At 38.9% G+C, this 25416-nt stretch carries 18 protein-coding genes; 8 read left to right on the forward strand and 10 right to left on the reverse strand.

The genetic code is table 11. From position 1 onward, the window contains the following. Positions 1–103 precede the first annotated feature (103 nt). The 5 genes from ACFE6N_RS05660 (at position 104) to trxA (ending at position 6507) form a co-directional block, all read left to right on the forward strand. The gene (locus ACFE6N_RS05660) at positions 104–2674 is read left to right on the forward strand and encodes a putative LPS assembly protein LptD (protein ID WP_244278696.1); all 2571 of its coding nucleotides are present in this window, start codon (positions 104–106) and stop codon (positions 2672–2674) included. A 4-nt stretch (positions 2675–2678) separates the two neighbouring features. Continuing rightward, positions 2679–3923, forward strand: coding sequence for a competence/damage-inducible protein A (locus ACFE6N_RS05665; RefSeq protein WP_378934643.1), 1245 nt, complete (start codon positions 2679–2681; stop codon positions 3921–3923). A gap of 56 nt (positions 3924–3979) precedes the next feature. Then, positions 3980–5338 carry a dihydrolipoamide acetyltransferase family protein gene (locus tag ACFE6N_RS05670; RefSeq protein ID WP_378934645.1) on the forward strand — a complete coding sequence of 453 codons (1359 nt, stop codon included), beginning with the start codon at positions 3980–3982 and terminating at the stop codon, positions 5336–5338. Positions 5339–5419: 81 nt separating this feature from the next. Further along, positions 5420–6034 (forward strand): hypothetical protein, encoded by a 615-nt coding sequence (locus ACFE6N_RS05675; protein WP_378934647.1) that lies wholly within the window; start codon positions 5420–5422, stop codon positions 6032–6034. Positions 6035–6210: 176 nt separating this feature from the next. Continuing rightward, positions 6211–6507, forward strand: coding sequence for a thioredoxin (gene trxA, locus ACFE6N_RS05680; RefSeq protein ID WP_378934649.1), 297 nt, complete (start codon positions 6211–6213; stop codon positions 6505–6507). Here the strand turns inward: trxA and pdeM are convergent. From pdeM to ACFE6N_RS05700, 4 genes are all read right to left on the reverse strand, one after another. Further along, complete coding sequence (gene pdeM, locus ACFE6N_RS05685) at positions 6504–7142, reverse strand: ligase-associated DNA damage response endonuclease PdeM (protein WP_378934651.1); 639 nt, start codon at positions 7140–7142, stop codon at positions 6504–6506. The two genes, trxA and pdeM, sit on opposite strands and share 4 nt — an antisense overlap. Positions 7143–7213: 71 nt before the next feature. Further along, entirely contained in the window at positions 7214–9691 is a 2478-nt protein-coding gene (locus ACFE6N_RS05690; RefSeq protein WP_378934653.1) for a ligase-associated DNA damage response DEXH box helicase, read from the reverse strand. Positions 9692–10020: 329 nt separating this feature from the next. Next, positions 10021–11610 (reverse strand): ATP-dependent DNA ligase, encoded by a 1590-nt coding sequence (locus ACFE6N_RS05695; RefSeq protein WP_378934655.1) that lies wholly within the window; start codon positions 11608–11610, stop codon positions 10021–10023. After that, on the reverse strand, positions 11607–12641 hold the full coding sequence (locus tag ACFE6N_RS05700; RefSeq protein WP_378934657.1) for a ligase-associated DNA damage response exonuclease: 1035 nt from the start codon (positions 12639–12641) through the stop codon (positions 11607–11609). Before ACFE6N_RS05700 ends, ACFE6N_RS05695 begins: the two co-directional genes overlap by 4 nt. Positions 12642–12795: 154 nt before the next feature. Here ACFE6N_RS05700 and ACFE6N_RS05705 point away from each other — a divergent pair, with 154 nt between their 5' ends. Continuing rightward, positions 12796–13407 carry a SatD family protein gene (locus ACFE6N_RS05705; RefSeq protein ID WP_378934659.1) on the forward strand — a complete coding sequence of 204 codons (612 nt, stop codon included), beginning with the start codon at positions 12796–12798 and terminating at the stop codon, positions 13405–13407. Next, positions 13407–14117 (forward strand): DUF3307 domain-containing protein, encoded by a 711-nt coding sequence (locus ACFE6N_RS05710; protein WP_378934661.1) that lies wholly within the window; start codon positions 13407–13409, stop codon positions 14115–14117. The genes ACFE6N_RS05705 and ACFE6N_RS05710 overlap by 1 nt, the downstream gene beginning before the upstream one ends. Positions 14118–14149: 32 nt before the next feature. On the opposite strand, the gene ACFE6N_RS05715 is transcribed toward ACFE6N_RS05710, so the two are convergent. From ACFE6N_RS05715 to ACFE6N_RS05740, 6 genes are all read right to left on the reverse strand, one after another. Next, positions 14150–16318, reverse strand: coding sequence for a S9 family peptidase (locus ACFE6N_RS05715; RefSeq protein WP_378934663.1), 2169 nt, complete (start codon positions 16316–16318; stop codon positions 14150–14152). A 98-nt stretch (positions 16319–16416) separates the two neighbouring features. Next, entirely contained in the window at positions 16417–17064 is a 648-nt protein-coding gene (locus ACFE6N_RS05720) for a DUF4412 domain-containing protein (protein ID WP_090979586.1), read from the reverse strand. A 22-nt stretch (positions 17065–17086) separates the two neighbouring features. Next, a complete protein-coding gene (locus tag ACFE6N_RS05725; RefSeq protein ID WP_378934665.1) occupies positions 17087–17863 on the reverse strand; it encodes an enoyl-CoA hydratase/isomerase family protein in 777 nt (258 codons plus the stop codon). A 1-nt stretch (position 17864) separates the two neighbouring features. Next, positions 17865–19952: a ComEC/Rec2 family competence protein gene (locus tag ACFE6N_RS05730; protein WP_378934667.1), complete on the reverse strand. Its 2088-nt coding sequence runs from the start codon at positions 19950–19952 to the stop codon at positions 17865–17867. Positions 19953–19955: 3 nt separating this feature from the next. Then, positions 19956–21941: a helix-hairpin-helix domain-containing protein gene (locus tag ACFE6N_RS05735; RefSeq protein ID WP_378934669.1), complete on the reverse strand. Its 1986-nt coding sequence runs from the start codon at positions 21939–21941 to the stop codon at positions 19956–19958. Between the two features lie 396 nt (positions 21942–22337). Further along, positions 22338–22673, reverse strand: a complete 336-nt coding sequence (locus ACFE6N_RS05740; RefSeq protein ID WP_090979577.1) for a MerR family transcriptional regulator — start codon at positions 22671–22673, stop codon at positions 22338–22340. 116 nt (positions 22674–22789) lie between these two features. Here ACFE6N_RS05740 and alaS point away from each other — a divergent pair, with 116 nt between their 5' ends. Further along, positions 22790–25408 carry an alanine--tRNA ligase gene (gene alaS / locus ACFE6N_RS05745; protein ID WP_378934671.1) on the forward strand — a complete coding sequence of 873 codons (2619 nt, stop codon included), beginning with the start codon at positions 22790–22792 and terminating at the stop codon, positions 25406–25408. The last annotated feature ends 8 nt before the right edge of the window (positions 25409–25416 follow it).

Raw genomic sequence — 25416 nt, forward strand, 5'->3', positions numbered from 1 at the left:
TTCAAATACGAATTTGAAACCCCTCAAGAGCTCTATTTTTCTAATATCTGTCATTTTATTAACACATGTTGTTAGTAAAGCTAACGCATTTTCTCGTTTTTCATTGCAACAGATCGTTCAGCAAGACACTGTCAAAAAAGATTCAGTTAAAAAGACAGGTAAAAATAATAGTAGTATCGACCAGAAGGTTGAATACAAAGCCGAAGATTCCGTTAAAATGAGTGCTGACAAAAGCATTGTCTATTTGTATGGAAACGCAAGGGTGGTATATGGTGATTTTGAGCTGGATGCGGCTTATATCAAATATGATAAAAAGCAAAATTCTATTTATGCCCGTGGTGTTAAAGATCCAAAAACCGGTAGGTATACCGGAAAACCCATCTTTAAATCGGGTGCTGAAGGTACTGCGATTGCCGATTCTATTTTTTACAATTCAGAAACAACCCGGGCCAAAGTGTACGGCGTTTTTTCTGAACAGGAGGGCGGCTTTTTCTCCGGTGGGCAAAGTAAAAAGCAGATAGATGATGAACTACACGTTAAAAACGTGATGTACAGTACCTGTAACCTTCCTCATCCGCATTTTGGGTTGATGATTTCTAAAGGGGTAGTAACAGAAAAACAGATCATTACCGGTCCGGTTTACATGATTATCGAAGATGTTCCCACCTTTTTGGGGTTGCCATTTGCATTTTTTCCTAAACCGAATAAACGAACGTCGGGCGTTATCCTGCCTACACCGGGTGAAGACGCAACGAGGGGCTTTTTCTTGCAAAACGGGGGGTACTATCTCGGATTAAATGATTATTGGGATGCTAAACTTCTCGGTTCTATTTATACCAATGGTTCTTATGAAACAAGTTTGCTCAGTAACTACACCAAAAGATACAAGTTTAATGGTAATATTAATCTGGCTTACGCTAGCTTTAAAGATGGTTTGGAAGGGACTGATGCATTTAACAATCCGACCAAAAACTTCAGTATTAACTGGAGCCACAGTCAAAATGCCAATGCTAACCCAGGTACAACGTTCAGCGCAAGTGTAAGGCTCGTTTCAACAGGAAGAAAGGGATATTATAGAAATACAGCAGCTGGGACTACTTATGATATTAATACCATCGCCACTAATTCAACAAGTAGTAGCATCAGTTATGCAAAGGCCTATTCAAACGGTATGAATTTCTCTTTGGCTGCATCAAGTGATCAGACCTTAAGTACCAGGGCAATATCGCTCAGACTGCCGGAAATGACCTTTAACGTGCCTACTTTTAATCCGTTTAGTTCTAAAAGCGCTGTTGGCGAACAAAAATGGTATCAAAAAATTACAGTGGGTTATAGTTTACAAGGAACAAACCGTATCGACACTTTTGATAGTTTGCTGTTTCAAAATGATGGTTTAAAACGGCTGAGAAGTGGTTTCGCACACAGTATACCTTTAAATATGTCGTTTACGGCCCTGAAATACCTTAATTTTAGTTTGGGCGGCACCTATAACGAGGTATGGAATTTTCAGAGTGTGAACAGAAGATATACGAGTTTTGCCGATAATACTTTTTCTTTTAGGGAAGATACCGTTAGTGGTTTTAAAAGAGCCGGTAGTTATAGCTTATCAACAAGTATGTCGACGAAAATATATGGCAGAAGGGATTTTAATCCTGCAGGTAAGATTCAGGCATTGCGTCATGTAATGACGCCAAACGTATCTTTTTCTTATTCACCAGATTTTACAAAAGCAGGTGCCGGACCTTTCCGACCGGCAATAGATCAGAATGGAAATCAGATTTATACCAGTGGACAGCCTTTAAAATATTCTATTTTTGATGGCATGGCGCAGCAAGGCTCGTTTGGCGGTCCTAATGCATCTATCGGTTTTGGCCTGGATAATACGGTAGAATTAAAGGTGAGGAATAAGAATGATACAACCGGAACAGGTTCTAAAAAAATTCCGATCATTCAAGGTTTGAGTTTTAGTGGCTCGTATAATTTCCTGGCTACATCTTATAAGTTGTCTACAATTGGTTTTAGCGGACGGTCTCAGTTCACTGATAAATTAGGGATAAACTATAACGGAACGTTAGATCCATATTCGCTAGCGGCCGATACCATACCAGGTTCTACACGCCGGATCAGACAAGATCGTTATTTCTGGCAAAGTGGTAAATTTTTGCCGCGCCTGGCCAATTTTGGTTTTTCATTCGACTACAGTTTAAATCCGGAGGCTTTGAAACGTAAAAATGAGGCTAATGACAAGTTAGGGGCGGCGGCCAACAAGAAGGGGCTAACAGATATACAGTCTGAGCAGTTAGCCGCGATCAGCCGCGATCCGAATGCATTCGTTGATTTTAACATTCCCTGGAATTTTTCATTCTCCTACAGTTTTCAATATTCAAATGATGGAAACATTAATACCGTTTCGAATACATTAAACTTTAATGGCGATGTTAATTTAACACCAAAATGGAAGATTACCTTTAATTCAGGATACGATTTTAAGAACAATGGTTTAACGCCTATGAATTTGGCTATTTACCGCGATTTACATTGCTGGGATATGAGTGTAAACTGGGTTCCGTATGGTGCTTATAAAAGTTATTCCGTAACCATAAAGGTTAAGGCATCTATATTACAGGACTTAAAATTGAGCAAAAGACAGGGTTTTTACAACACATACCGATAAATTTATGCTAGCCGAAATTATTACCATTGGAGATGAGATACTCATTGGCCAGATCGTTGATACCAATTCTGCATGGATGGCTAAACAGTTAAATTTAATTGGGGTTGCCGTTAAGCAGATTACCTCGGTTTCTGATGACGAACAGCATATTTTAGAAGCACTCGAACTTGCTGAGAAACGCGCAGATTTGATATTAATTACCGGTGGCCTGGGACCAACCAAAGATGACATTACTAAAAAAACTTTGGCAAAGTATTTTAATATGGGCTTCCGCAATGACCCCGCTGCATTGGAAATGGTCCGTCAGATTTTCGAAAAATATAAGCGCCCGTTATTGGATATCAATATACAGCAAGCCGATGTCCCCGATGGTTGTGACGTTATTGTTAATAAAAATGGTACTGCGCCCTGTATGTGGTTTGAACAAAACAATACGATTTTTGTATCAATGCCAGGCGTACCTTATGAGATGATGTATCTCATGGATGAGGAGATTCTTCCAAGGATTACAAAGCGATTTAAGCTGCCGTTTATTGTACACAAAACTATTCTTACGGCAAATATCGGAGAATCATTTCTGGCCAAAGAGATTGAAGAAATAGAGGATAACCTGCCGACACATATCAAACTCGCATATCTGCCAAAATTGGGACAAGTTCGCTTACGCTTATCGGCCAAAGGCCATAACGAAGCAGAATTGAATAAAGAAGTTGAGAATTACGCCGGGCAGATCATTTCTAAAGTGAATAAGTTTGTGGTAACGGATGAAGATATTCCCATGGAAAAAGCGATTCTGGATCTGATGAAAAGTAAAGGGGTCACTTTATCAACAGCCGAAAGTTGTACTGGCGGATATATTGCACATTTAATTACGCAGCATCCCGGATCTTCATCAGTTTATTGGGGCGGGGCAGTTGCATATGCCTACGAACTTAAGGAATCCATTCTGGGTGTAAAAGAAAGCACTTTAAACAATTTCGGTGCAGTAAGCGAAGAAACCGTAACTGAAATGGCGGAAGGAGCAATTAAACATTTCAAAACGGATTATGCACTTGCAGTAAGTGGTATTGCGGGTCCGGACGGTGGGACAGAAGAAAAACCGGTTGGTACGGTTTGGATTGCAGTTTCTTCAAAACACAAAACGGTAGCTAAGGTGTTTAATTTCAGTAACAAACGGATTCAAAACATCGAACGTTCTGCCGCTTCGGCTTTAGCGATGTTATTAAATCTCCTTAAAGAAACAGTTTAGAAAGAATAAAAACTGTATTTTTGTAACGTTACCAATATATAATACTGTAATTTAATATGGCTCAATACGAACTACTGTTACCAAAAATGGGTGAAAGTGTTGCAGAAGCAACGGTGATTAAATGGGTAAAACAACCTGGTGATGTTATTGAATTAGACGATACCGTTTTAGAAATCGCTACTGATAAGGTAGATTCTGAGGTTCCGTCGCCGGTTGCCGGTAAATTGGTAAAACAATTATTTGCTGAAGATGAAGTTGCCCAGGTAGGGGATGTAATTGCCATTATCGAAACGGAAGGTGGCGACGCTCCTGAAGTTGAAGCGCCTGTTGCAGAAGAGCCAGTAGCAGAAGAAAAGATCGCTGCTATCCCTGGAATTGAACAGTTGCCAGATGAAGTTCATGCGGTAAACACAACCGACTATAGTTCATCCGATCGCTTTTATTCTCCTTTGGTTAAGAGCATTGCAGCCCAGGAGAATATTCCATTGGCTGAATTAGATGCCATAAAAGGTTCTGGTGTTGACGGACGTTTAAATAAAGATGACTTATTGGATTATATTGCCCGGAAAAATAGTGGCACCACAAAAACGGCTACAGTGGTATTAACTCCACCTGCTCCACCGGTTAACGAAGTTGTACTTCAAAAAAATGATCAGTCCCCACAAACTCCATCTGTAAATAAACCTTCTACCACAAGTGTTAATGGTGCAGATGAAGTTATCGAGATGGATAGGATGCGCAAGCTCATTTCCGATCATATGGTAATGAGTAAAGCAACATCGCCGCATGTTACTTCTTTTGTAGAGGCAGATGTAACCAACATGGTATTGTGGCGCAATAAAGTCAAAAACAGTTTCGAGAAACGTGAAAATGAAAAAATAACGTTTACCCCAATATTTGTGGAGGCGGTTGCCAAAGCTATTAAAGATTTCCCGATGATCAATGTTTCGGTGAATGGAAACCAGATCATCAAAAAAGGGAATATCAATATTGGTATGGCCGCGGCTTTACCAAGTGGCAACTTAATTGTTCCGGTAATTAAAAACGCTGATCAGCTAAACCTGGTAGGCTTAACCAAGGCTGTTAACGATCTGGCTGCAAGAGCAAGAAATTCAAAGTTAAAACCTGACGAAACACAAGGCGGAACATTTACCTTAACCAATGTAGGTAGTTTTGGGAATGTGATGGGGACGCCGATTATTAACCAACCCCAAGTCGCTATTTTGGCGGTAGGTGCGATTAAAAAGAAACCTGCCGTATTGGAAACCGAGCATGGCGACGTAATTGCGATCAGGCACATGATGTTCTTGTCACTATCATATGATCACAGGGTTGTAGATGGTTCGTTGGGCGGAATGTTTGTGCGTAGGGTGGCAGATTATTTAGAAAGCTGGGATTTAAACAGGGAAATTTAATCATTTCGCAGTTTTCAATTAACGGCTTTCAATTGGTGTAATTCACAAAATTAGAACAACCTAGTAGTTAAACAATCAATAATGTTAGCTTCAAATTTAAAATTAATAGTTTCAGATAATGTGTTGCATGCCAAATGGTTAAATACGTTATCTTATATGGAAAATGCAGGTGCGAAGAAGATCTCCGCTTCAGAACATAAAGAAAATGTAAACCTCATTATTCTTAAACATGCTGCAGAAGAACACCGTCATGCTTACTATTTAAAAAAGCAGATTTCGAAGCTTGATGAGGCTCTTTGTAAAACTTATACCAACGCCGAGCTGTTATCGCCAAATCATACTAAATACTATTTACATGCCCTGGATATTGCAGTTTGTCGCTATTTAAAAGCTGTATTTAATCTTTCAGGTTATGATTTAAAATTCGCTGCTTATTTATTTGTTACTTATGCCATTGAAGTACGTGCCGATGAATTGTATCCAATCTATCAGGCAGCTCTTGATGAAGCAAAAAGCAGGGTAAATGTGAAATCGATTATTCTGGAGGAAGAGGGACATCTGGAGGAAATGATGAGCCAATTGGTTAATTTTTCTGATGATTGGGAAAACCATGCAGCTGAGGTCATAAAAATTGAAAAAGCTCTGTTTGAAGATTGGGTTACTGCTTTAGCCGCGGAACTGCCTGTGAGCGCTTAAACTCACATATTCGTCATTGCGAGAAGGCTTTTTCAGCCGACGAAGCAATCTTATTGATTGAAAGTTTTTTAATGAACCACTATATAAAGATTGCTTCGTCGTTTCTCCTCGCAATGACGAATTTTCGTTAAAAACCAATCCAGTTAACCCTTGTTTTTTTAGTAAATATAATTATCATGTCTAAGTTTTCAGATTTAATTAACGGTGATAAACCAGTGCTGGTTGATTTTTTTGCGGAGTGGTGCGGTCCATGCAAAATGATGAAACCGATCCTGGAACAATTAAAATCACAGGTAGGCGACTCGGTATCTATTATTAAAGTAGATATCGACAAAAATCAGCCAGCGGCTTCATCGTTCAATGTTCAGAGCGTTCCTACCTTGATTTTGTTCAAAAGCGGCAAGCAGGTATGGAGGCAAAGCGGTGTACTGCAGGCTTCACAACTGAAACAGGTGATTGATGCCCATACTTAAACCTCCAATACACTTTTTGGCGTGACTGCAAATATACGCTCGCTTGTTTTAGGATAGATATTATAGAGTCCGGTAAATAAACTGAATGCAGGTAAAACGGCGTATTCCTTTCCAAAATAAAAACAAGGGAATTTTAACCTTTGCTTTGCTTTCCCGACTATGGTAACCCCTGGATGTATGTGTCCGCTAATGGGGTATAATTCATCTTCGGTACATTGTAGGGCATCATGAATAAAACAAAACGGCCCCAAACAAAAACTGGGTTCATGTATTTCGATGCCCATTTCCGCATAATTCGCGTTCGAAAGCCTGTCGTGATTTCCTTTTACCAATAAAAAATTAAGTTCCTGGTATTGCTTTCTCCAAATAGAAAACTCTTCAATGTCTGTATTTAAACCATGGTGAAACATATCACCATTGATCAGCAATGTTTCAGGCTGATATTGCTTAATTAACCAGCTTAAACGTTGTAGATCTGTCTGGGCAATGGTTGCCGGCACTTGCAAACCGGCCTGACGAAAATGGGCAGATTTGCCCAAATGTAAATCGCTTATTGCCAAAAGCTGATGTTTGGGTAAGAACAAAGCCCTTTCTTTATCTAAAATCAACTCTTCACCCTGGCTTATAATGGTCATTTATTTACGCTATTGTCATCCTGAGCCTGTCGAAGGATCTTTTAATTTAGACAGGTTACAAGAAAATGTTTTTATCTAATTCTCTCTGCTTCGGCTTTCATTCTGGTAATCCGCTGTTCTAATTCTTCCGAACTCATGTTTTCACGCAAACTGTCCACCTTGATGGGGAAAGACAGCGGTGTAAAACTTTTTGGATTAGTGATGATAATCGCTCCATTCTGAATTCTTTCTAAAGCGGCTGCCAATCTCGGTTCCTCCAGTTGTTGGTAAAAAACCTCATCGTATGCCTGTCGCAAAAGTAAATTATGTTTATCGTAATCGCTAAAAACATTGAAAAACAGACCAGCAGATGACTGGAGGTGTTTATTGGCGACATATTTGCCAGGATAGCCCTGAAAAACGAGTCCGGAGATGCAGGCAATATCTCTAAACTTTCGTCTCGCCATTTCAGTTGAGTTGATACTTTGTGTAATATCTTCAGTTAAATTCTTAGGTGAAAAAACTTCGTAGGCAATCGATTCGTCCATAGGGATTTCTGTCTCACTTAAAAGTTCAAAACCATAATCGTTCATGGCAATAGAAAAACTGATAGGCAACAGTTTACTCAGGCGATAAGCCACCAGGGCCGCCAAAACTTCATGTACCAATCGCCCCTCAAAAGGGTAGGCAAAGAGGTGAAAACCTTCTTTATTGTTAATAAGCTCTATCAGTAACTCGTCGTTTTTGGGAACATGGGAACGTTTTTCCTGTAATAAGAATAGTGGATAGACCGTGTCTAGTTCCTCATCCTGATGGGTTTTGTCCAAGGCTTCATTATATTTTTTTCTTAAAACTGATCCTAAATTGGAAGATAGCGGTAAGCGACCACCATTCCAGCTAGGAGAGATTGCATTTTTCTGTTTACTCACCCGCACAACAACGGTCATATCTTTCACCTGAACAAACTCCAGAACCCTTCCGGCTAGGCGGAAATTATCTCCGGCTTTTAACCGGGTTACAAAATATTCTTCTACCATGCCGATATAACCGCCAGAAATGAATTTCACTTTCAACATCGCGTCACTTACAATGGTTCCGATATGTAACCTGTGCCGCATGGCCAGTTGTCTGCTCTTTACTTTCCAAAGTCCGTCTTCATCTTTAATTACTTTTTTGAATTCGGTATAGGCACTTAAACTATCTCCTCCTGAGGTAATAAACTGCATTACCCAGGCCCATTCTTCAGGTAATATAAGTTTAAAGGCATGGGTATTCTTAATCTCTTCGTAAATAATTTTATCATCAAATCCATCGCCTATGGCCAGCGTAACCAAATATTGGATCAAGGTATCAAATACCATAATAAAGGGTTCACGGCTCTCTATATTGTTTGTTTTAGCAGCTTCTTTAATTGCTGCCGCCTCAACCAGTTCTAAAGCGTGGGTTGGTAAAAAATATATTTTGGAAATTTCATGAGGGGAGTGGCCGGAACGTCCTGCTCTTTGCAAAAACCTGGCAACACCTTTTGGCGATCCTACCTGAACCACTGTATCCACGGGCTTAAAATCTACGCCCAGATCTAACGATGATGTAGCAATAACAGCTTTGAGCTGTCCGGTATGTAGTGCATCCTCAATCCAGTTGCGGAGTTCAAAATCTATCGATCCATGATGTATGGCAATGCGTCCCGCAAGTTCGGGTTCAATGTTCAGTAAATGCTGGTACCACATTTCCGATTGTCCGCGGGTATTGATGAAAATTAAGGTCGTTTTACTTTTCTCTATAATGGGTAAGAGCTTATAAGCGAGCTTTAAACCCAAGTGCCCCGCCCAGGGCAATGTATCGATATCATCGGGCAGGATGGATTTGATCTGGATTTTCTTTTCCAGATCGGCCTTAACAATCACTCTTTTGGCTGCCAAATCCGGCGTCAATACATCTAAAGCCTCCTCAATATTTCCGATGGTTGCTGAAATTCCCCAAATCCTCAAGAATTGGTTTTTTTCCAGCTTTTGCAAACCTTTAATGCGGGAAACGGCTAACTCAACCAGTACGCCCCGTTTGCTGCCCAAAAGTTCGTGCCATTCATCCGCTACAATGCATTTAAGATTTCGGAACAGTGTTGATGAACCTTTTTGTGCCAGCAACAGGTGCAGGCTTTCCGGGGTTATCAAAAGAATTTCGGGCATCGATTTTTTCTGTTGTACTTTTTCTGCCTGCGAAGTATCGCCATTTCGTACACCAACGTGCCAATCCAATTCCAGTTCCAGCAAAGTTTCGCGCATTGCCCTCGCAATATCTTTGGCTAAAGAACGGAGTGGGGTAATCCAGATCAATTGCAAACGGTCTTTTGCTTTTTTATTATGGGTTGCTGAAGCATTTAAAGCTTCAATTACTACAGCCAAAAAAAGTGAAAATGTTTTTCCGAAACCTGTGGGCGCATTTACCAAACCGCTATAGCCATTAAGATAATACTGCCAGGCATCTTCCTGAAATTGAAAAGGCCTGCGTTTATTTGCCTTTAACCAGGCTTTTATCTTTTTATAACCTTTGGTTTTGGTTTGGTCCATGCTTTGTCTTTCCCTATGATTTTAATATTGATATGTTTTTAGTTTTTTTGAAAAGCAATAACAGTGGTTCTTCTGTAACAACAGTCCCGCCATATGCTTTACCTTTTTTGTGATTCTTTATTATAACATTAATTATATTAAGCAAAAAAGGGTGCCGCTTCTGTCGGGTTTAACATTGTCAGGCCAGTCGTCCAAATTAAATCTTTCTCATCTGTTTATATTCCACAGACCGGTATCTTCCGACTCCTCGGTCTGTGTCCTCACAGACCGAAATCTTTCAAGTTATAATGTAATGGTCTGTGAGTACACAGACCATGGTGGCAGCGGCGCTATAAGGTAGATTGCAATAGTTGCCTTAAGTCCTCCAAAGTATTAATCTCATCAGCTTTTTTATCTTTCCGCCACCGCAATATACGTGGAAAACGTAAAGCTAAACCTGCCTTATGTCGTTTGCTTTCTGCAATTCCCTCAAACGCAATTTCAAAAACCAGTTCGGGTTTTACGGTACGTACCGGACCAAATTTTTCAATTGCATTACGGTTTACAAAAGCATTTACTTCTTTAATTTCTTTATCTGTTAAGCCGGAGTAAGCTTTGGCAATCGTCACCAAATTTTCGCCGTCACGAACGGCAAAGGTATAATCAGTAAAAAAATTAGCCCTTCTTCCACTTCCTTTTTGCGCATAAATCATTACTGCATCAACGGTATAGGGGTTAATTTTCCATTTCCACCAATCGCCCCGTTTTCTTCCGCTATGATAGTGAGAATTTAATTTTTTAAGCATAATGCCTTCACTGTTAATGGAACGCGAGGTTTGTCTTAAATCTGCCAGCTCCTCCCACGAGCTGCAATTGATCACAGGAGATATCATCACCGGACTTTCGTCTAAACCACCGATCAGCTTTTCTAATGTATTACGCCTTATGCTTAAAGGTTCTTCCCTGAAATCCTTAGCTCCATATTCTAAAATATCATAAACAAAAAATCCGATGGGTGCATCGTCCAGTTGTTTTTTACTAATCGTTTTCCGGTTTAAACGCTGTTGTAATGTGCTAAATGATAAAACCTGTTTATCTTGTACTGCCAGTATTTCGCCGTCTAAAACTACACCATCAGGCAGAACATCGATCATAAAATGCAATTCGGGAAACTGTTCTGTAACCAGCTCTTCTCCTCGGCTCCAGATAAAGAGTTCTCCATTCCGCTTTACAATCTGCCCGCGGATACCATCCCATTTCCATTCGGCCTGCCATTCAGCAATATCGCCTAGTTTTTCAGGCTCTTGCTCCAGTGCATATGCCAGGCAAAAGGGGTAAGGCCAGGAATTATCTGTATTTACATGGATGCCATTAATCAGCTCATGAAAAGTAATTTCATAAGGGTTCCACTGTCCCATAATGCTGTGCATAATCTGGGCGCTATCTAAGCTGCTTTGTTTGGCCAAAGCATTCACTAGCATTTTATTGGACACACCAATCCTGAAATTACCTGAAATCAGTTTGTTAAAGATAAAACGTTCCTGTGTTTCGAGTTTATTCCAGGCACTTAAAATGAAATCTTTTTTGGTTTCATCATCTTTACCTTCTAAATCGTGCAAATCTTCAACCCATTTATGTAATTGAAAGTCAGAGGTATTCTCAGCAGGGGGCAATAGTAAAGCAATGGTTTCGCTTAAATCGCCAACATTAGCGTAGCTTTCAGCAAATAACCATTCTGGTGTTTGGGTAATGTCTATCGCCCAGTATTTCAACAAGGCTGATTTAATTGGTCTTTTGGGTTTTTTACCGGTAAATAAGGCAATTACCCATACCTTATCTTGATCATCGGCATAGTTAAAATAATCAACCAGGGCCGAGATTTTATCGTTGGTTTTATTGCTCAGTTCGAGCTGCTGGATCAGTTTTGCAAAGCGTTTCATGGTTGTTTATTTTCGTTCTGCCCGGCTAAATCAACTTTGTTTTCTTCATCATCTTCCTGGCCAAACCTGGTTAAAACTTCTGCGGCTTCTATTCCCTCATCATTTAAAAAGCGGCTAAAAGCGGCTGTAAAACCATGAGTAACATATACTTTTTCGGCACCTGTTGCAGTAATGGCTTCCATTAAGCCTGGCCAATCTGCATGATCGCTCAGCGCAAAGCCGGCATCAGCACTTTGCCAGCGGCGGTGTGCCCGTACCTGCATCCAGCCAGAACATATACCGGTAACCGGGTGGGATAAATTTTTGATCCAGCGGCTATCGCGCATGGCGGGCGGTACAATTACAATTCCTTTCTGTAACTCGTCTTTTGTGGTTTCAGGAGTAATCCTAATGGTTTTGGGAAGCTTTACACCAGCTTCTATAATCACTTCATTAAGGTTGGCAATGCTGTTATGTACATAAATAGGGGTATTGCCGGCCAGGTTTTTAATTAAACGCTGCGCTTTGCCCAAACTATAGGCAATTAATACACTTGTTTTCTGTTGATTGATGTTATCATTAACCCAGTTCTTTATTCTGTTGAAAACAATTTCCTGTTTTTGCCATTTGTAAACTGGCAGACCAAAAGTGCTTTCTGAAACAAAAGAATGACATTTTACAGCCTCGAATGGTGTGGTGATGCCATCATCTTCAATTTTATAATCACCAGAGATGACGCAAATTTCACCTTTGTATTCCAATCGCACCTGTGCAGAGCCAATAATATGTCCGGCCGGAAAAAAAGAAATATTTACGCCATTACGGGTAATGCTTTCTCCATACTCCAGTGTTTCTACGTTTAAATCTTCACTGATCCTGCGTTTGATGATGGGTTTGGTTAACGTATGGCAGAGGTAGTATTTATTTCCGAAACGAACATGATCGCTATGGCCATGTGTAGTTACTGCATAATCTACAGGCCACCAGGGGTCTACGTAAAAATCACCCTGCTTACAGTAGATTCCTCTTTTGGTAAATTCTATTAATGCCATAGCTACTTAACAATAAAACCAATGATTAGTTTTGGATGATTATCGGCTAAATACCCGATAATTTGAAATATCGGCTAAATACCCGATAATTTGAAATATCGGCTAAATACCCGATATTATTTTAAAATATGAATAATAAGTTCGATATTGTAATATGATTTGTATTATAACAGGTGATATTATAGGCTCAAGAAAAATTAAAGACAGCTGGTTATCGGACCTGAAAACGGCCTTAAAAGTAGTTTCTGATCATAGTGGTAAGTGGGAAATTTATCGGGGAGATAGCTTTCAGTTAGAAGTAGGACCAGAAAATGCCATCAAAACCGCGGCCTATTTAAAAGCCTGCATCAAGGTAAATAAACCTGCAGATGTACGAATGGGAATCGGAATTGGAGCAATAAAAACTAAACGTAAAAAAATTTCAGAATCCAGTGGAGATGCTTTTGTGTATTCAGGAACGGCTTTTGACAGTTTAAAACAGGCTAAGGTTAATTTAGCAGTTAAAACAGATTCTGCTGATTTTGACGAGGAAATTAATGTTTTAATCAAGTTATCGTTGATTGCTATGGATAGTTGGGGTGTTGTAGCTGCCGAAATGGTAAAAATGGCCCTGGAAAATAACGATTTATTGCAGAGCGAACTGGCCGCTATTTCAGGCCGGACGCAATCATCGGTTAGTGAAGCATTAAAACGCGCACATTACAGCGAAATCATGGAAATGGACAGGATTTACCGTAAAAAATTGAACAAAATGATTTTAAAATAATGGACATCTATTTAATCAAACTTATTCTTGCCCATTTAATCGGGGATTTCTTTTTGCAGCCTAATGCCTGGGTAAAAGATAAGGAAAGAAAAAAATTAAAGTCAGGCAAGCTCTATTTGCATGTAATGATCCATGTGGCTTTGATATTTATTGTTTTTTTGAGCTTTAATGTTTGGAAAACGGCATTAACAATAGGTGTAATCCATTTGATTATTGATGCGCTAAAATCCATCTTTCAAACCCATAAAAATGCACGGATACTGTTTTTTGTTGATCAGGTTTTGCATTTCAGCTCGATTGTAGCTGTATGGCATCTTTTCTATAGGGGAAGTTTGAATATTGGTTTTTTAAACGATCTGCACACCTGGGTACTTATTTCAGGCGCTTTATTTTTAACCCTCCCAACATCAATTATCATGAAAGTGATTATTGCTAAATGGATTCCTAATAACCAGCCTGACAGCCCCAAATCGTTGGAGAACGCGGGCAAATACATCGGGATATTGGAAAGGACTTTGATTTTTCTGTTTATTCTTACCAACCATTTTGAGGCCGTTGGTTTTTTACTTGCAGCGAAATCCATATTCCGGTTCGGTGATTTAAAAGAAAAACAAGATCTCAAATTAACCGAATATGTACTGATTGGAACTTTATTAAGCTTTGGCATCGCCATTGTAACGGCCATGCTGATTCAAATGTTTATTGCATAAAAAAAAGCAGCCCGAAAGCTGCTTCTAAATTTCTATCTTGCTCCCGGAGGGCAATTTTCTTTTAAAAACTTAGTGTAGGTTAAAGATAAGTGTTTGCTGGTACCTTCACCTTCAGAAATGCTGTGGGTACGGTTTGGATAACTCATCAGTTGAAAAACCTTTCCGTTTTTAATTAACTCATTAATCAGCATTTCGGCATTTTGATAATGCACATTATCGTCGCCCGTGCCATGGATATACAACAAATTGCCTTTTAGGTTTTTAGCATGTGTAATTGGCGAACCTTTAATGTATGCCTCTTTGCTCGGAAAAGGTGTACCCATATAACGTTCCTGATAAACATTATCATAGGTTAACTGATTACCAACCGCCGCAATAGCAATACCTGTTTTATAAATTTCAGGATATTGGAACATCAGGTTTAATGTAGAAGAGCCGCCTCCGCTCCATCCCCAAACCGCTACACGGTCTTTATCCATATACGCATGGGTAGCCAATAATTTTTTAGCGGCCATCGCCTGATCGCGGATATTAATTACACCAATGTTTTTATAGATGCTTTTACGCCAGGCGCTTCCTTTCGGAACAGGTGCACCTCTATTATCCATTGAAATATAGATATAACCATCTTTAGCCATATCGCCGTCATATAAATGATTTGTGCCGGCACCGTCAACATCCAGCGCTGTTGCACCTGCAGGCTCACCATATACATAAAATAAAACGGGATACTTTTTATCTGGATTAAAATTATCCGGCTTTTTCATCCACCCATCCATTTCAATTCCATCTTCGGTCGTTACTTTAAAAAACTCAACCTTGTTTTTCGATACCGATTGTTTCGCCAGTTGCGAAGTAATGCTTCCATCCATTGTAAATGGATTTCCGGTAGTAAAGTTCATCCATTCTGTAATGAATCTAACAACCGAACTGTTATAAGAATGGCGGGCAAAAGCCGCATTAGGTGAAATGTCGTAATTGTGGGTGCCCGGTAAAACAGATGGTGTAACCTGCTCCAGCTTACCTTTTCCATCCAATTTGGTTTTAAAGAGATATTTTTGGGTTGCATTTGTTGGCGAGGCCAGAAAATAAACCTGGTTATTTTTTACATCAATCAGTTTTACATCAATTACATCATAATTACCTTTTGTAACCAATGTTTCTTTCTTCCCATCCAAACTAATCCTGTACAGGTGGTTCCAGCCATCTTTATCCGATACAATGGTAAACTCTTTGTTATCGTTTAACCATTTCCATTCATCCTGTGCATCAATCCAGGCTTTGGCTTTCTCGGTATAAACAGCTTTTGCCGATCCTGTAGCTGCATTACAGATAAATACGATACTTTCATTCTGCTCACGGTTCAGCTGCTGTAAAATAATATTATTACTGTTGGGTACCCACTGCATGCGTGGAATATAGTGCTGAATATGATCACCAGGAACATCTAGCCAGTTGGTTTTGGCTGTCGTAATATCAACTACGCCAACTTTGCAGGCAGATGGGTTTTGACCCACCTTTGGATATTCTACAGGAATGGTAAATGGATAAATAGAATCGGTATTATTGATCATTAAGAAATTTTTGATCTTGGTTGCATCCAGCTGCCAATATGCGATAGATTTACCATCCGGACTCCATCTAAAGCCATCCCGGCAATCAAATTCTTCTTCATAAACCCAATCGAAAGTACCATTAATCATGCGTTCTGTACCATCAGTTGTTAAAGCTTTGGCCCCAGTACCATCAACGTCTTCTACATATAGGTTATGTTTGCTTACATAAGCTACTTTGCTGCCATCAGGCGATAATTTAGCAAACATTAATGATGAGGCTGGTTTGTCTTTTCCAATCTGGGTAATCTTATTCGCAGTTAAATCAGCCAGCCAATAATCACCACGGGTATCGTAACGCCAAACTTTTTTACTGTTGGTGTAGATTAATGCTTTTGTACCATCGTCAGACAGTTGAAAACTCCTTACCGGAATGGCATTAGCTTTTCCGGCAGGTGTTAACAGTGCCCTGGATATGACTGTTTTTCTATCACCTTTAGGGAGGGCAACCGAAATAATTTCTCCATTTGCAATCTGATAGTAGGAATTACCGTCTTTTGCCCAGTTGATATTTTGAGCTTTTGCATCAATAAGCGAACAAAATGCTATACAAGCAACTGATAATCTGAATAATAATTTTTTAATCATATATAATTTTTGGACATAAAAAAAGCTTTTTAACTTTCGGGCTAATTTAAATAAAAAGCCTGCAGTTAAAAAGCTGTAAATTACCTTGAATTGGTTAATTATTCACCACCACCTTGCATGGCTTTCAAATCTTCCATAGTTACTACTTCATAACCGGCAGGCACTTCAGTATTAATGGCACCAACTTTGGCTTCAGAAAGAGATTTTAAAACCAGGTCAGAATTTACACCGTTAATTAATGCAGAATATTTTACAGGAAGTGCACCCAAGCCTTTAAATAGGCCTCCACTTGTAATTGCAGCAATATCAACATCTTTTGTTGCCCATAATTCATGCGCTCCGCCTTTGTCATCTTTGTAGGTATACTTTTCTGCATTAAATCCGGCAATGGTCTGTTTTTCGCCAGTTGCTTTATAATCAGAATATTTTGGCATTAAAGCTTCCTGTGCTTCTGTTTCTGCTTTGCTCACCTTTACTGCAAACTGTTTTTGAGCTACCGGAACATCAATCAATAATAATCCGGTTTTATCCGCTGTATTCGAAATGATATTTACCAGGGCGGGGCCATTTTCAATTTCGATTTTCGTTAAGTTGCCATTAAATTTAGTTTTAACTTCAGTTGTGGTACCATTTGCCGTTACAGCAAATACTAAAGTACCTTCAGCAACTTTCTTTTGTGCATGGGCAATTATAGCTGTACTCACTAAGATTAAAGCTACAATGCTGGTTTTGATTGATTTGAACATGTTTTTATTGTTGTTAAGTTATTTACCAATTAATTTTCTCTTTATTTAAAAATGACGAGATCCCTTTTTTAAAATCCTCACTTTCTCTTACCCTCGCATTAATCTGTACTGCGGTTTCCAAACTCTTTTCTAAATGCAGATTAACCGTTTGGGTAATCAGCTGTTTGGTTATCATCAGCGAATTGCCCGAACTTCCTGTACACAAACTTAATGCAAATTCTCGTGTTTTTTGATGGATATCGGATGAATTTGTTACAAAATTGATCAAATTATATTTTAATGCCTGCTCCGCAGAGAAAGTTTTGCCGGTTAGTAAAATTTCTTTGGCGATGGATTCGCTTACCTTCTGTTTTAAAAAACAGGAAACTATAGCCGGAACAAAGCCGATTTTTACTTCGGTATAGCCAAAATTACTTTCAGGGGTTGCAAAAATAATATCGCAAACGGTTGCCAAACCACAGCCACCGGCAATAGCATGTCCCTCTACCTGAGCAATCACAACCTTTGGCAGATAATAAATCGTTGTGAAGAGTTTTTTTAACTGATTGGAATCGGCTACGTTTTCTTCAAATGTATTGTATTGTAATTTTTGAAGATAGGCCAGGTCTGCACCTGCGCTGAACGCATCGCCATTTGCATTCAATATGACCACTTTCACCAGATCATCTTCTGATGCCCTTATAAATGCTGCAGTTAACTCGGCAACAAGTTGTGGGTTTAGCGCATTTCTCTTTTCGGGCCTGTTGATTGTTATTGTTGCTATCCTTTCAGCAACCTGATATAAAACCAGATTTTCCATGTTATTGGCTTAGTTGCACCAAATATGCTTTATTTTTCTTTAAAACATATACATCCATATTATTATTCTCGAATTCTTTTTTAAAGATCCGAATTTTATAATCTTTATTGGTCGCATCTATTATTGCCGTTTTATATTTAATATCTCGGTGTATTTTTGCTAAATTAAATTTGGTATTTCCACTTACCCAGATGCTGGAAAAGCTGGCATTTCCATTGATCTCTTTATCATTCAGATCTTCACCAACCAAGAGCATTTTATATTGAAAAAAGGCAATCTGATTGTTGTTTGATACGAAGCGCTTTAAAACAGTATCTTTTTTTAAACTTATAAAATGTATTTTATCTACTTGCAGCTGAGATAATGCAGGTTCAACCGAAAAGGTATAGTTTTTATCTTCACGATTTAAATCCGAAACCAAAACCGCTTCCTTTCCATCAATAAAGGCGGCTGCATAATTTTTTCTCAACGAAAAGAAAATAATTTTCCGCTGCTGAAAAACCATCAGGTCATCGCGCAAAATCAAAAGTTGATAACAGACAAATAATAATAAAGAGCCAAATAAAAATCGCTTGTTAAGTTTTGTCAATGCATAAATGAACATGCCCAGCGAGAAACTCAATAACATAAATTCTGGCAGATCAATCCATATGGATGGAAAGCTGGCGTATGGCAAATTGGCGATCCAGTTTAGCACTGCATTTGTAAAATTTATAATCCATTCGAATACCGGAGCCAGAAATCCGAACGATGGGATTAATACAGCAATCCCTAAATACATCATTAATATTAACGGAATGGTTATGAAAAGATTAGCAAATAAAAAATAAAGGGGGAATTGATGAAAATAATAGATACTCAATGGAAATGTGACTATTTGCGCAGCAAGAGACATAGATGTCAAACTCCATAGTTTATCCAACCAACAACTATCAGTGTAGATAAGCTTGTATATTTTTGGCTGAAGATAAATCAGGCCAAATACGGCGAGATAGGAAAGTTGAAAGCCCACATCCCAGATTAAAAATGGATTGTAAACGAGTTGACAAAATGCCGAAAAGGCCAATACATTATAACTATTGGTTTTCTTCGATAAAACTTTGGCCGCGATTAAAATACTGATCATGATCGCTGAACGGACGACAGAGGGTGATAAACCGGTCATCAAGGCATATCCCCAGATCAAGGTGCAGATGAACATCAGTTTCACTATTCTTAACGTCCGGTTGTTATTCAAAAAGAAAAACATAAAATCCAAAATGACATAGATGATGGCTACATGCGCCCCTGAAACGGATAAAGCATGAATGGTTCCTGTTTTGGAGTAAGCCGACAAAGTTTCTTTACTTAAATCAGCACGGTATCCTAAAATAAGGGTAGAGGCCACGGCAAAAGCCTCATCACTTTCAATCAAACTTCTATATTTTTCAACTTGCCTTTCCCTTAAGCTTAATGCTATGTTTTTTATCGGATTGCCAACGTTGTTTTTGGTGCTAATTATGTGATCCTGATCTATAAATGCCTGATGATATATATGCTGACTGGCCAGCCAAGCTCTAAAGTCAAATTCTGCAGGGTTGTATGGAGGTTCTATTTGGGTGTATCTAACTGAGATCATCATTTCATCGCCGTATTTTATCCTGAGGGGTTTCAGGCTATCTAATTTGACGTTCAGCAACAATTGGCCTGATGCATTGATCTGCTTATTTTTCAGATACCCGGATAGTATTTCAACCTTTAAGCGTACAATATCATGATTCTGTTGAGGTTCGCTATTTACCCAAACTTTAAAATGATTGCACCCGTTGTTTGCAAAGTAGTTTTGTTTTAACCTTTCATTTTTGAGCAGGCAAAATAAGCCACCAAGGCTGAAGAAAAAAATGTAAATTAAAAAACCAACGGTGCCTTTATAACGGTATACATTGTATTTTTTATAAACAACATTTAAGAATAAGAGCCCTGTTAAAATAGTGAATGCAATGATGATCAAGCATTTAACAGATGTTAATGCCGGGAAATAATAAAAAATACAGATACCCAGAATAAAAGGCAAGAGGATTCTGGCAAAAATATATTCCGTTTTAAACATCGGTTAAAATTGATAGCGTACCTGAAGTTTAACCTCCGATTTTTGATTACCCTTAATCTCGTCCAGATAGGTACCTACCGTTTTTACGTCCTGATAAATAAACAGCCCATATCGAAACCACACATTAAGCTTTTTGATCACATTATATCTTAGGTTCAGATAGGTTCTAAACCCTTTTCCATTATACATTCCAAAGGCAAAACTGTATAGCACATCATCTTCGTAAGCGTAAATTCTACTATTATAACCCGGCGTATTAAAATATGCAAACCGTACATTTCCACTTAACCTGCCAAACATTGGGGAATAGTCTACATCCTGATAAATGAGGTATCCAAATTCCCTTTTGGCACTTCCTTTCTTATATTGAGAAATCTCCAGGCGGTTTTGAAATTGCCAGTTCTTATTCAGTTGCCAGTTCGTTTCTGTACGGTAGCCATCTCTTTTTGCGTCGTCTAAAAACTTTACCGGTACATTCAGATCGGTGTTCTGTTGCTTTTTTTCTGATTTGTACCGGACCAGAATTTTAAAAGCTTTGCTGGGCATATAAATGGCTTGCGCTAAAACTTCATAGCCTTTCGAAGGTTCATCCACACGGTATTTTAACCAGGGAAACCGGAATAAATCTCCATAAAAAGAGAATGCCCAACGTTTATTTGGGTTGATATTTAATCCTGCATATAAGCCCCTTTCATTTACCGCCTCACTGGATTCGGATACTGCCTGATTAAAGAAACTATGGTAATCTTTGGCATAATTGCGATAGGTTAAAGCCGCAGAAACTGTCGATGATAAACTCACCAATACACCATTAATATAAGCAAAGCCACCACCTAAACCTTTAGCGCCCTCCCCATATAGATACATGTTTTTATAGGTATAATTATAAAATAAACCCAGATTGGTTAAAGATTTTCCTGTAAAACTATACCGGTCATAAGCTGCAGTCTGTGTGATAAAACGACTCTTAAAATGGGTATGATAGGCAATTGCACCAATGGCAAGGTCGTTTTTAGCATATTGAATGGTGGTGCCAAATACGGTCTGTGCCAAAACACCTTTATTTTTAAGCTCTGTAGGTGTTCTGTGCAAACCGGTCTGATTGATCGTTGACTGAACTAAATTTCCATCGGCATCTAACTTTTGACTCGCATCCAGCTTGCGGAAAGAAATAAATGGGGTTATATCTACATTTTTAAATAAGTTAAGGGTTGCAGCCACACCTCTAAAAAAGGAATATTCGTTGGTAGAATTGTAAGGTCTTAAACCCAAATCTTTTTTAGCTACGCTGGTAACATCAGGTCCTTTGCCAAAAGAAAAACCCGACCATAAGGTTAGGCCCTGTCCAAACTGCTGCGTATAATCGCCAATCACCAATTTTTTTAATTTGCCCAATTTGAATAGCGCGATGTTACCTGAATAAAAATCGAAAGGTTTGCCAATAAATTTTTCTCCCGCATCTTTATCTAAGGTGAAGGCTGCTGATAGAATTGAGCTGTATTGATACCGATATCGCATCTGAAATTTTTCTGGTGAACCTAAATACCGGTTTCCAGGTAAATCGGTGTAGCCTTTTTGTTTTTGCAGGGTTCGCGCCAGTCGCATCATGATGTCATTCTCACCTGCATGAATAAGGTTTTTAAAACCGAGTTGCTGATAATCAGTCATGTCGGTTAAGGTTATAAATGGGAGCAGGGTTTGAACCGTTTTAACATCAAAGCCAGGGATACTTTGTAATTCCAGCACATCGGCAAGTGGGCCGTTTTCCTTGATATGGGTAAAGAAATTTGCAATCTGCAGCGGAGATAAAAATACCAGCGTATTTAGCTCATCAACCGATGTTCTGTTCAGGTTAATTGGGTGTTTACGATACCTTTCCAATACATCAACCAACTCGGTCATATCGTAATCATCGGGAAGGTTTTCGGCCACGCTTTCCAAAATATCACGTATATCTTCCTCCTGTGTATTGGTTTGCGCATTTGCCATAAAGCCGATCATTATTAAAGCAGCAGTTAAAAACCTAAAAGCACAATTACTTAAAATTAACAGTCGATGATAAAGGGCAGTAAACCAATGCCTTATCAAATGTAGGATGAGAATAAGCGTGTTCCTTAAAAGACTTGTCTGCGGAAGCAGATTACTTTTCAATACAGGGGAACCGATACCAAAATGCTTTTTTGGAAATAATGAATAGGATGAAAAGGCGGGCAATACTACACACAAAATTTTCATAAGCAGGGTTTAAGCTGGTTAATAAAAAATTAGGGTGATTTTGTATTGGTAGTTCTAATATAAGGAAATCATTAAAAACTACAAAAATGTATTTTTAAATAGTTGATTTAATGTGGGAATATATACTATTTGGGTAACTTAACAGGATAATTAAAGTTCTTGTGCCAGATTGACCAGAAAACTTTTCAGTTTTTCCAATGAGTCAATAATTTTTTGATTCTCTTTCACACCCGTTTTATTATTCTTCAGATATTCTTTAGCACCTTTTAAGGTAAAACCTTTTTCATCAACGAGGTTGAAAATAATTTTTAGATTTTCAATGTCTTCAGGCGTAAAAAGGCGGTTGCCTTTTTTGTTTTTTTTGGGCTGGAGGATGTCGAATTCCTTTTCGTAAAAACGGATCTGCGATGCGTTGACATTAAACATTTCAGTCACCTCGCCCATGGTATAATACATTTTATTAATGTCTCTTTCTTTATAAGGCATATTTTATTGTTGATTATGAGCGTTTTATATCATTTAATTAAAGTATTCAAATGTAGCTTGATTTTTCCTTATTAACGCAATAAAATTTTAATTTTGTTCCCTCCAATAATATTGAAATGACAGCAAAAGAGATTAGACAGGCATTCCTTAGTTTTTTTGAATCGAAACAACATCACGTTGTTCCTTCGGCACCGATAGTGGTTAAAAACGATCCCACTTTAATGTTTACCAACGCCGGTATGAACCAGTTTAAAGATCTTTTTTTAGGGGAAGCCGCTATAAAATATTCTCGGGTTGCAGATACACAACGCTGTTTACGTGTTTCGGGTAAACATAACGATCTGGAAGAAGTTGGTATTGATACCTATCACCATACCATGTTCGAAATGTTGGGCAACTGGAGCTTTGGCGATTATTTCAAAAAGGAGGCGATTGCCTGGAGTTGGGAATTGTTGACGGAGGTTTATAAAATCCCGAAGGATAAATTATATGTTACTTATTTCGAAGGCGATGAAAAAGAAGGGCTGGAGAAAGACCAGGAAGCCTACGATTTATGGAAACAATATGTAGACGAAAGCCATATTTTACCTGGAAACAAAAAAGATAACTTTTGGGAAATGGGCGATACAGGGCCATGCGGACCATGTTCAGAAATCCATGTAGATTGCCGTACGGATGAAGAAAGAGCTTTGGTTGATGGGGCTACGCTGGTCAATGCAGATCACCCTCAGGTAATCGAAATCTGGAACAATGTATTTATGCAGTTTAACCGTTTAAAAAACGGTTCATTGCAGAGCTTGCCAGCCAAACATGTTGACACCGGAATGGGCTTTGAACGTTTGGTGCGCGTTTTACAGGAAAAAACCTCCAACTATGATACCGATGTTTTCCAACCGATAATTCAGTTTATCGCTGAAAAATCGGGTATTAAATATGGTGCCGACGAGAAAACCGATATTGCCATGCGCGTCATGGCCGATCACATCCGTGCCATTTCCTTTGTGGTTGCAGATGGTCAGTTGCCTTCTAATAATAAAGCCGGTTATGTCATCCGCAGGATTCTACGCAGGGCTGTACGTTATGCCTATACCTTTTTAAACTTTAAAGAACCATTTTTAAATCAATTGGTTCCTTTATTGGCTGATCAATTTAAAGGGGTTTTTGATGAACTGATTTCGCAGCAGGATTTTGTACAAAAAGTGGTGCTGGAAGAAGAGGTTTCTTTCTTGAGGACTTTATCTACAGGTATTCAGCGTTTCGAAAAATACCAGGCTGCAAATAATGTGGTTGAAGGTGCTTTTGCATTCGAATTATCAGATACCTTTGGTTTCCCTATTGATTTAACGGAATTAATGGCTCGCGAAAAAGGTTGGAGTGTTGATCTTGTAGGCTACGAACAGGCCCTTAAAAAACAAAAAGACGATAGCCGTGCCGCAACTGCCATTGATACAGGTGATTGGAATATCGTAAATGCTGATGATCAAAGTGAGTTTGTGGGATATGATGATTTGGAAATTGAAACCGAGATATTAAAATACCGTAAAGTAAAAGCTAAAGGGAAAGAACAGTATCAGATTGTATTGCGCCAAACGCCATTTTATGCCGAAAGTGGTGGTCAGGTAGGCGATACCGGGCGTTTAGAAGACCATAGCCGCCAGTTCTGGGTAGACATCACAGATACAAAAAAAGAAAACGGTCTGACTGTTCATTTTACCGATATATTGCCCGATAACCTGGAAGGAAAATTCTGGGCAGTTGTAGATGAAGATAAACGTATCTTAACTGAAGATAACCACTCGGCTACACACTTGTTACACGCCGCTTTAAAACAGGTTTTGGGAAAACATGTTAACCAGAAAGGCTCGTTGGTGAATGCAGATTATCTGCGCTTCGATTTTTCTCACTTTGCTAAAGTGACTGATGAGGAATTAGCACAGATTGAAGTAATTGTAAATCAGAAAATCAGGCAAAACATTAAGTTAAAGGAACAACGGAATGTTCCTTATCAAGATGCTATTGAAAGTGGTGTTACGGCATTATTTGGCGAAAAGTATGGCGATTTTGTCCGCATGATCACTTTTGACGATCATTTTTCCAAAGAGCTTTGTGGCGGTACGCACGTAAAAGCGACCGGACAGATCGGCTCCTTTAAAATTGTTTCAGAAAGCGCTGTTGCAGCTGGCGTTCGCCGGATCGAAGCCATAACCGCTGATAAAGCTGAACAGTATTTCCTCGATCAAAGAAAAGAATTGGGTCATTTAAAAGCTTTACTAAACGGGAGCAAAGATTTATCTGCAGCTGTACAGGCATTACTTGATGAAAATGCAAAACTGAAAAAGGAAATTGAAAAATCGACGATAGAACGTGTAAATACGTTGAAACACGATATTGTACATCATGTAAGAGGAATAAATGGCGTTAACCTGATTGCTAAACACATTGATCTGCAAAGCGCTGAGGCCGTTAAAAACCTGGCTTTCTCGTTAAGAGATATGGTTGATAACCTTTTCCTGGTTTTCACAACAGAAATTGATGGCAAACCAGGAATAACAGTGATGCTTGCTGATCAGTTGGTGAAACAAGGATTAAATGCTTCAAATATCGTTCGCGAACTGGGTAGAGAAATACAGGGCGGTGGCGGTGGACAGCCGTTTTATGCTACAGCAGGAGGTAAAAATCCGTCAGGTTTAAAGGTCGTTCTGGAAAAAGCAGAAAGTTTTATTCCACATCAATAGAATGAAAA

It is taken from the genome of Pedobacter sp. BG31 (assembly GCF_042464845.1).
In the GTDB taxonomy this organism is placed as follows: Bacteria; Bacteroidota; Bacteroidia; order Sphingobacteriales; family Sphingobacteriaceae; genus Pedobacter; species Pedobacter suwonensis.